The 7,176-nt window shown below is 42.8% G+C and carries 10 protein-coding genes; 8 read left to right on the top strand and 2 right to left on the bottom strand.

Annotated features, from left to right (window positions below; translation table 11 throughout):
- Positions 1 to 98: 98 nt before the first annotated feature.
- A complete protein-coding gene (locus tag AB5Z52_RS15285) occupies positions 99 to 824 on the bottom strand; it encodes a nitroreductase family protein (RefSeq protein WP_005470027.1) in 726 nt (241 codons plus the stop codon).
- Positions 817 to 2,253: a PLP-dependent aminotransferase family protein gene (locus tag AB5Z52_RS15280; protein WP_096710879.1), complete on the bottom strand. Its 1,437-nt coding sequence runs from the start codon at positions 2,251 to 2,253 to the stop codon at positions 817 to 819. The genes AB5Z52_RS15285 and AB5Z52_RS15280 overlap by 8 nt, the downstream gene beginning before the upstream one ends.
- Positions 2,254 to 2,353: 100 nt before the next feature.
- On the opposite strand from AB5Z52_RS15280, the gene thiD reads away from it, so the two are divergent.
- The 8 genes from thiD to rpsS form a co-directional block, all read left to right on the top strand.
- A complete protein-coding gene (gene thiD, locus AB5Z52_RS15275; RefSeq protein WP_003127963.1) occupies positions 2,354 to 3,178 on the top strand; it encodes a bifunctional hydroxymethylpyrimidine kinase/phosphomethylpyrimidine kinase in 825 nt (274 codons plus the stop codon).
- Positions 3,171 to 3,716, top strand: a complete 546-nt coding sequence (locus tag AB5Z52_RS15270; RefSeq protein WP_021150626.1) for an ECF transporter S component — start codon at positions 3,171 to 3,173, stop codon at positions 3,714 to 3,716. Before thiD ends, AB5Z52_RS15270 begins: the two co-directional genes overlap by 8 nt.
- A gap of 402 nt (positions 3,717 to 4,118) precedes the next feature.
- Complete coding sequence (gene rpsJ, locus AB5Z52_RS15265) at positions 4,119 to 4,427, top strand: 30S ribosomal protein S10 (protein ID WP_003127966.1); 309 nt, start codon at positions 4,119 to 4,121, stop codon at positions 4,425 to 4,427.
- 22 nt (positions 4,428 to 4,449) lie between these two features.
- Positions 4,450 to 5,079, top strand: coding sequence for a 50S ribosomal protein L3 (rplC, locus tag AB5Z52_RS15260; RefSeq protein WP_368243499.1), 630 nt, complete (start codon positions 4,450 to 4,452; stop codon positions 5,077 to 5,079).
- A 29-nt stretch (positions 5,080 to 5,108) separates the two neighbouring features.
- Positions 5,109 to 5,732 (top strand): 50S ribosomal protein L4, encoded by a 624-nt coding sequence (gene rplD, locus AB5Z52_RS15255; RefSeq protein ID WP_003127968.1) that lies wholly within the window; start codon positions 5,109 to 5,111, stop codon positions 5,730 to 5,732.
- On the top strand, positions 5,732 to 6,025 hold the full coding sequence (locus AB5Z52_RS15250) for a 50S ribosomal protein L23 (RefSeq protein WP_003127969.1): 294 nt from the start codon (positions 5,732 to 5,734) through the stop codon (positions 6,023 to 6,025). Before rplD ends, AB5Z52_RS15250 begins: the two co-directional genes overlap by 1 nt.
- A gap of 39 nt (positions 6,026 to 6,064) precedes the next feature.
- The gene (rplB, locus tag AB5Z52_RS15245; protein ID WP_003127970.1) at positions 6,065 to 6,898 is read left to right on the top strand and encodes a 50S ribosomal protein L2; all 834 of its coding nucleotides are present in this window, start codon (positions 6,065 to 6,067) and stop codon (positions 6,896 to 6,898) included.
- 42 nt (positions 6,899 to 6,940) lie between these two features.
- The coding region (gene rpsS / locus AB5Z52_RS15240) for a 30S ribosomal protein S19 (RefSeq protein WP_368262357.1) at positions 6,941 to 7,176 on the top strand (236 nt) is incomplete at its 3' end.

The raw sequence follows: 7,176 nt of genomic DNA, 5'->3' as shown, positions 1-7,176 counted from the left end.
ATGTTTTTTAATACCTAAAATAAAAATGGGGCTGAAGAATCAATTCTGATTCATCAGTCCCATAAATTATAGAGCCGCTTTTTTTTGCTTGAAAATTTTTATTTGATCAATTTTTGATCTTTTAGAAACTGATCAAAGCCTTGGTCAGGGACACGGCCGTAGAAATTGGCGAATTTTTCGGACCAAGGCATTGTTTCTCTCGCTTCACCGAAGGCGGTCATGATTTGGTCATAGTCTTCGATCGCTTGATAGGAATAATCCTGGTATTTGTTGTAATGGATTACCGCCTCTTGAGGCAAGCGAGGCTTGAGAGCCATATCTACAATTGGTTTGCCAATACTTAATCCAGCCACAGGGTAAACGTATTCTGGCAGTTCGAGCAATTCGGCGATCGCTTTGCTGTCTTTGCGGACACTGCCGGAAATAACTGTTCCTAGACCAAGAGATTCCGCAGCAATGGCAGCTGACTGTAAAGCGATACTAGCATCGGTTGTTGCGATCAACAATGGTTGTAGACCTTCATCAACCAGATAAGGTGTTTGTTTTTTCTCAGCAACTTTCTTGGTGCGGTTTAAATCAGCCAAGAAAAGTAAAAAGATAGAACTTTCAGCGATATGAGGATTACCTGGATTCCAAGTAACCAGCTGTTGTCGAAGTGAACGATCATCGATCACGAGAATGGAATAAGCTTGCCCGTTCATCCAGCTAGGTGCTTGTCGTGCAGCAGATAAAATTGCTTCTAACTGCTCCTTTGATAATTGATAGTTGCTATCGAATTGGCGATAAGTGCGGTGGTTGGTTAATAGATCAATTGTCTCATTCATACAGATGCTCCTTTAATTGTGTTGTGATTTTTCTGAATTGCTGACAAAACAAGTCTAGTTGATTTTCCGAAAGTCGTGTATAGTTCAGACGAAATCCGTTTGTATCATTGCTGAAGAGAAAGGCTGGGGCAACTAGACAATCATTTTTTAAGAAAAGTGTCCAGTCTCTCCGTTTCAGTGGGGCGTGTTGCCATTGCAGCCAGAGGTATAGTCCCCCAGTGGTCTGTTGGAATGCCCAATCCTCAGAAAAAGCGTCCAGTCGCTGAATCAAGGCATGTTGCTTTTGAGCCATCTTTTTTAGCAAGTCCTGTTGTTGTTGAGGGTACTCCATGGAACGGAGAGCAAGATTAGCTAACAGTTGAGGAAAAATCGTTGTCTCGATAGACATCCTTTTTTTAGCTTGAGCAAATTGATCCGCCAATGCTTCAGGAGCTAATAACCAGCCGATTTTGATAGAAGACCCAAAGAGTTTTGATAAAGATCCGAGATAAATGACCGAATCTGGTGCTAGTGCCTTAAATTTTTCGGGTTGCGGCGTAAAGGCTAACTCACTAAAGATATCATCTTCTATGATCGGTACTTGATACCTCTGGCAAATAGCGATAATTTCTTTGCGGCGGCCAAGGCTCATGGTACGACCGGTGGGATTTTGGAATGTCGGATTTAAATAAACAAATTTGATTTTCTGCTCTTTCAATGCTTGTTCTAAGTCTTTCGGTCGCATCCCTTCTTCGTCCTGTTTGATTCCGAGAACGCGGACATTCATTGTTGTAAATAAGGGCAATGAAAACAAAAAGGAAGGATCTTCCGTAAGAATACTATCACCTGAAGTCAACAAAACTTGCATAAGCAGTGTGATACCTTGCGTGGAGCCAGAAGTGATCACGAGTTTTTGTCCAGATAAGGGGATTCCGAAATCTTCCGTCAAGTGCCGCATCAAGACTTCTTGCAATGGTGGATAGCCGGCTGGGGTGCTTTGCAGGCTTTCGTTGCGGATCATCTCCCAAGTAAAGGCAGGAAATTGGAAATCAGGAAGCAGTTCTTGTGGCAGATCACCTGTATAAAGGTCGAGAATTTGGTCTTTTGTGCGCAATCGCTGAATCTCTTCAACAAAGGGGTCTTGCTGTAAGTAGGGACTAGATAGAGACGAGCGGAGATAAGACAGAGGGGTCTGACGGTTGCCCCATCGACCTTCAGAGACTTGTGTGCCGCTGCCTCGTTTGCGCGTGATCCATCCTAAACTCCGAAGCTCATCCAGTGCCTTGACGATCGTTGAACGGTTGACCCCGAATTGAGTGGCTAGTTTTCGTTCGGCGGGCAACTGTTCACCAGGTGTGTAATCGCCATTTTGGATGGCCTCGATAAAGTAAGTGACGATTTGCTGATAGAGTGGTTGCTTCTTCTGTTTATCGATTTGCCTATCGGTCATTAGAGCCCTCCTTTTTTTATTGGATGGTATAAAAATAAGCCAATTGGCTGTTTTCGTCAAGGGGACCATTGGTTATACTGAATAAAAGGAGTCGATAATAATGAAGAAAGTATTAACGATCGCCGGGTCCGATTCAACAGGCGGCGCAGGAATTGAAGCTGATTTAAAGACCTTTCAAGAGTATGGTGTTTTTGGTTTTGCTTCGATTGCCTCGATCGTCACCATGGATCCGTCAATGGGATGGACCCACGAAGTGACAGCTATGGACACTTCTTTGGTCGAAAAACAATTGATTTCGGCTTTCACGGGGGAACCAATGGATGCCGTTAAGACAGGGATGTTGGGGAATGAAGCCAATATTGCGCAGGCTGCCAAGATGATCCAGCAACAACAAGTGAAACAGGTGGTGATCGATCCTGTTATTGCTTGTAAAGGGACCGCACATATTTTGCAGCCAAAGAGTGTGGATGCATTGATCGAATACTTGCTGCCTTTGGCGGATGTGGTGACACCTAACTTGATTGAAGCTGGAATTTTATCGGGGATGGGGGACTTAAAAGACCTTGTTGCTATGAAAGAAGCTGCGAAAAGGATTTATCATTTAGGCGCGAAGTGTGTCGTCGTCAAAGGAGGTCATCGGTTGCCAGGAGCGCAGGCAATTGACTTAGTTTATGATGGACACTCTTTTACTACTCTAGAAAGCCGGAGGATCGATACTGATTTCAACCATGGTGCAGGCTGTACGTTTTCTGCAGCCATTACTGCTGGATTAGCAAAAGGGCTGCCGTTACTAGAAAGCATTCGCTTGGCCAAAGACTTCGTCGTTGCGGCGATTCGACAAGGGGTTCTGATCAATCCTTATGTCGGTCACGTCTGGCACGGTGCTTATAATCATGCGGAAGAAAGGATGATACCACATGAATGATCACAGAATTCGAAGTATTGTCTTTGTGGCATTGTTTACAGCGTTGACAGTCATTGGTACGATGATCAAGATCCCATTGCCCACCGGCGCCTTTGTGCACTTGGGGAATGCCGTTCTTTTATTAGCAGTTTTATTATTAGGTTATGTGAAAGGCTCCCTTGCTGGGGGACTAGGCTTTGCGATTTTTGATTTGCTGAATGGGTATGCGACAGAGGCCCCTTATTTTATTTTGGAAAGTTTTATTGTGGGGGCTTTTGCATATGGTGCGTTTCTCTTATTTAAAAAACGTCCGCAAGCAATATGGCAGTTAGTGGTTATTGGGTCTGTTACTGGCTTGGCGAAACTTGCTATGACGCAAATCAAAAATACTGTTATGCTTTGGTATCTTGGCAGCAGCTGGTCAGGAGCTTGGTCGGCAGCGGTCATCAAATTGCCGGCAACAGTCATCAATGTAGTGGCCACGATTTTGATTGTCGCTATTGCTTATTTTCCGTTAAAAGCAGCAATCCAACGTGTGACTAAAGGATTAATCAACTAGTAGTAAATCGAGATGATTAGTGGTTTGAAGCGCTTTTTCTGGAGAATTATTCCGGAAGGGGCGCTTTTGCGTTAGTAGCTATGGTTGTTGGAAAAGCTTTTGCTTAGAGCAAGTCATTAGGCAAGGTTTTTGTTGTTTTCAAGAGAAAAGAAAGTTTTCTGAAAAAAACGCAAAAGAATCGTTTCTTTTCATTAAAAAAAGCTTGCAATCAGCGTTTATCCATAATATAATCATAAAGGTGCTGTTTACGTATATGCGTAAGTCACACTGGCAGCAAAGAAAAAACTGCCGGCTACGAAACGAGAGGTTGCGACACGCCCGGACGCTTTGCCATGGACGAGCGTGACGGAAATTTTCGTGGAGCTATGTCTACTTTTCAAAATAGGCGAAGGAGGGAAAACAATGGCAAAACAAAAAATTCGTATCCGTTTAAAAGCGTATGAACATCGTATTTTAGATCAATCAGCGGATAAAATCGTAGAAACTGCAAAAAGAACTGGAGCTGGCGTATCTGGTCCAATTCCATTGCCAACTGAACGCAGCTTGTACACGATCATCCGTGCGACACACAAATACAAAGATTCACGCGAACAATTCGAAATGCGTACACACAAACGTCTAATCGACATTGTGAATCCAACACCAAAAACAGTTGATGCTTTAATGAAGCTAGACTTGCCAAGCGGTGTAAATATTGAAATCAAACTATAATAATTAAGATGGAGGTGTAATCATGACCAAAGGAATCTTAGGGAAAAAAGTGGGAATGACTCAAATCTTCACTGAATCTGGCGAATTGATTCCAGTAACTGTAGTAGAAGCTACTCCAAACGTAGTGCTACAAGTGAAAACAATCGAAAATGACGGCTACGAAGCAATTCAAGTCGGCTACCAAGATATGCGTGAAGTTTTGTCTAACAAACCTGCGAAAGGTCATGTTGCAAAAGCAAACACGGCTCCTAAGCGCTTCATTCGCGAATTCAAGAATGTAGAGCTAGAGGGCTTAGAAGTAGGTTCAGAAATTAAAGTTGATATTTTTGAAGCAGGAGACATCATTGATGTAACCGGCACTTCGAAAGGTAAAGGATTCCAAGGCGTTATCAAACGTCACGGACAAAGCCGCGGACCAATGGCTCACGGTTCTCGTTATCACCGTCGTCCTGGATCAATGGGTCCAGTTGCACCTAACCGTGTATTCAAAAACAAACGTCTTGCTGGACGTATGGGCGGTAACCGCATCACGATCCAAAACTTGGAAATCGTGCGTGTAGACGCAGAACGTAACGTTATCTTGATTAAAGGTAATGTACCTGGCGCGAAAAAATCATTGATTACAATCAAATCAGCTGTGAAAGTTAAATAAGTAGATAGGAAGAAAGGAGGAACTAAGGAATGCCGAATGTAGCATTATTCAAACAAGATGGAAGCCAAAATGGCGAAATTACATTGAACGAAGAAATCTTCGGAATTGAACCAAATGAAACAGTTGTCTACGATGCAATCATCATGCAACGTGCTTCATTAAGACAAGGAACACACGCTGTGAAAAATCGCAGTGCCGTTCGTGGCGGTGGCCGTAAACCATGGCGCCAAAAAGGAACTGGTCGTGCTCGTCAAGGTTCAATCCGTTCACCACAATGGCGTGGAGGTGGCGTAGTCTTCGGACCAACACCACGTTCATACAGCTACAAACTTCCTAAAAAAGTTCGTCGCTTAGCAATGAAATCTGTATTGTCAGAAAAAGTTGCTTCAAATAACTTGGTAGCAGTAGAAGGGTTAAGCTTTGATGCACCAAAAACAAAAGAATTCAAACAAGTTTTAGCTAACTTGACTATTGACTCAAAAGTATTGGTAGTTTTAGAAACAGAAAACGACTTTGCTGCATTATCTGCACGCAACTTGCCATCTGTTTCAGTAGTAACTGCTGATAACGTGAGCGTATTGGATGTTGTTTCAGCAGATAAAATGTTGGTAACACAAACTGCTCTTACTCAGATCGAGGAGGTGCTTGCATAATGAACTTACTAGACGTCATCAAACGCCCAGTGATCACTGAGAAATCTATGCTTGCCATGGATGACAAGAAATATACTTTCGAAGTAGACACAAAAGCGAACAAAACTTTAGTAAAACAAGCTGTAGAAGCTGCCTTTGACGGAGTGAAAGTGGCTAACGTGAATATCATCAACGTACGCCCTAAATTCAAACGCATGGGTAAATATGCAGGATACACAAAAAAACGTCGCAAAGCTGTTGTGACTTTAACTGAAGATTCAAAAGAAATCCAAATTTTTGACGCTGCTGAATAAGCAGACCATATTTAAATACTAAATGGGAGGGAAAAAGACGTGGCGATTAAAAAGTACAAACCTACCACAAACGGCCGTCGTAATATGACAAGTTCTGATTTCGCTGAAATCACAACTTCAACACCAGAAAAAACATTGTTAGCGCCATTGAAAAACAATGCTGGTCGTAACAACAACGGACGTATCACGGTTCGTCATCAAGGTGGCGGTCACAAACGTCAATACCGTTTGATCGATTTCAAACGTAACAAAGACAATGTCGTTGCTACTGTTAAAACGATTGAATATGATCCAAACCGTTCTGCTAACATTGCGTTAGTACATTACGAGGATGGAGTAAAAGCATATATCTTAGCACCTAAAGGATTAGAAGTTGGCATGACTGTCGTTTCTGGACCAGATGCAGATATTAAAGTAGGGAACGCATTACCACTAGAAAATATTCCAGTTGGTACTGTTATCCACAACATCGAAATGAAACCAGGAAAAGGCGGACAATTGATCCGTTCAGCTGGTACAAGTGCACAAGTACTTGGTAAAGAAGGAAAATATGTATTGATCCGCTTGAACTCAGGCGAAGTACGTATGATCTTGGCAACATGCCGTGCAACAATTGGCTCTGTTGGTAACGAACAACATGAATTGATCAACATCGGTAAAGCCGGACGTTCTCGTTGGATGCGCAAACGCCCAACTGTACGTGGTAGCGTAATGAACCCTAATGATCACCCACACGGTGGTGGTGAAGGTAAAGCTCCAATCGGACGTAAAGCTCCAGTTTCACCTTGGGGACAACCAGCACTTGGTTACAAAACACGTAACAAGAAAGCTAAATCAGACAAACTTATCGTTCGTCGTCGCAAGACTAAATAATTTACTTGACCATGTGTCGCACATTTTGAGAGGAGGTACACCATGGGTCGTAGTTTGAAAAAAGGACCTTTTGTCGATGACCATTTGATGAAGAAGGTCGAAGCACAACAAGGCGCTGAAAAGAAAAAAGTGATCAAAACTTGGTCACGTCGTTCCACAATCTTCCCAAGTTTTATCGGATTTACAATTGCTGTGTATGATGGACGGAAACATGTACCAGTTTACATCCAAGAAGACATGGTAGGACACAAACTAGGTGAATTTGCACCAACAAGAAC

Source organism: Enterococcus sp. RTP21361st1_A6_RTP21361_211029 (genome assembly GCF_040910045.1).
Lineage (GTDB): Bacteria > Bacillota > Bacilli > Lactobacillales > Enterococcaceae > Enterococcus_D > Enterococcus_D gallinarum.
The sequence above is the reverse complement of the archived record's forward strand: the minus strand, read 5'-3'. Positions and strand labels throughout refer to the sequence as shown.

What these genes read in the sequence shown, in the direction of transcription:
- AB5Z52_RS15285 (WP_005470027.1), bottom strand. Translation starts at nt 824, where the DNA reads ATGAATGAGACAATTGATCTATTAACCAACCACCGCACTTATCGCCAA.
- AB5Z52_RS15280 (WP_096710879.1), bottom strand. Translation starts at nt 2,253, where the DNA reads ATGACCGATAGGCAAATCGATAAACAGAAGAAGCAACCACTCTATCAG.
- thiD (WP_003127963.1), top strand. Translation starts at nt 2,354, where the DNA reads ATGAAGAAAGTATTAACGATCGCCGGGTCCGATTCAACAGGCGGCGCA.
- AB5Z52_RS15270 (WP_021150626.1), top strand. Translation starts at nt 3,171, where the DNA reads ATGAATGATCACAGAATTCGAAGTATTGTCTTTGTGGCATTGTTTACA.
- rpsJ (WP_003127966.1), top strand. Translation starts at nt 4,119, where the DNA reads ATGGCAAAACAAAAAATTCGTATCCGTTTAAAAGCGTATGAACATCGT.
- rplC (WP_368243499.1), top strand. Translation starts at nt 4,450, where the DNA reads ATGACCAAAGGAATCTTAGGGAAAAAAGTGGGAATGACTCAAATCTTC.
- rplD (WP_003127968.1), top strand. Translation starts at nt 5,109, where the DNA reads ATGCCGAATGTAGCATTATTCAAACAAGATGGAAGCCAAAATGGCGAA.
- AB5Z52_RS15250 (WP_003127969.1), top strand. Translation starts at nt 5,732, where the DNA reads ATGAACTTACTAGACGTCATCAAACGCCCAGTGATCACTGAGAAATCT.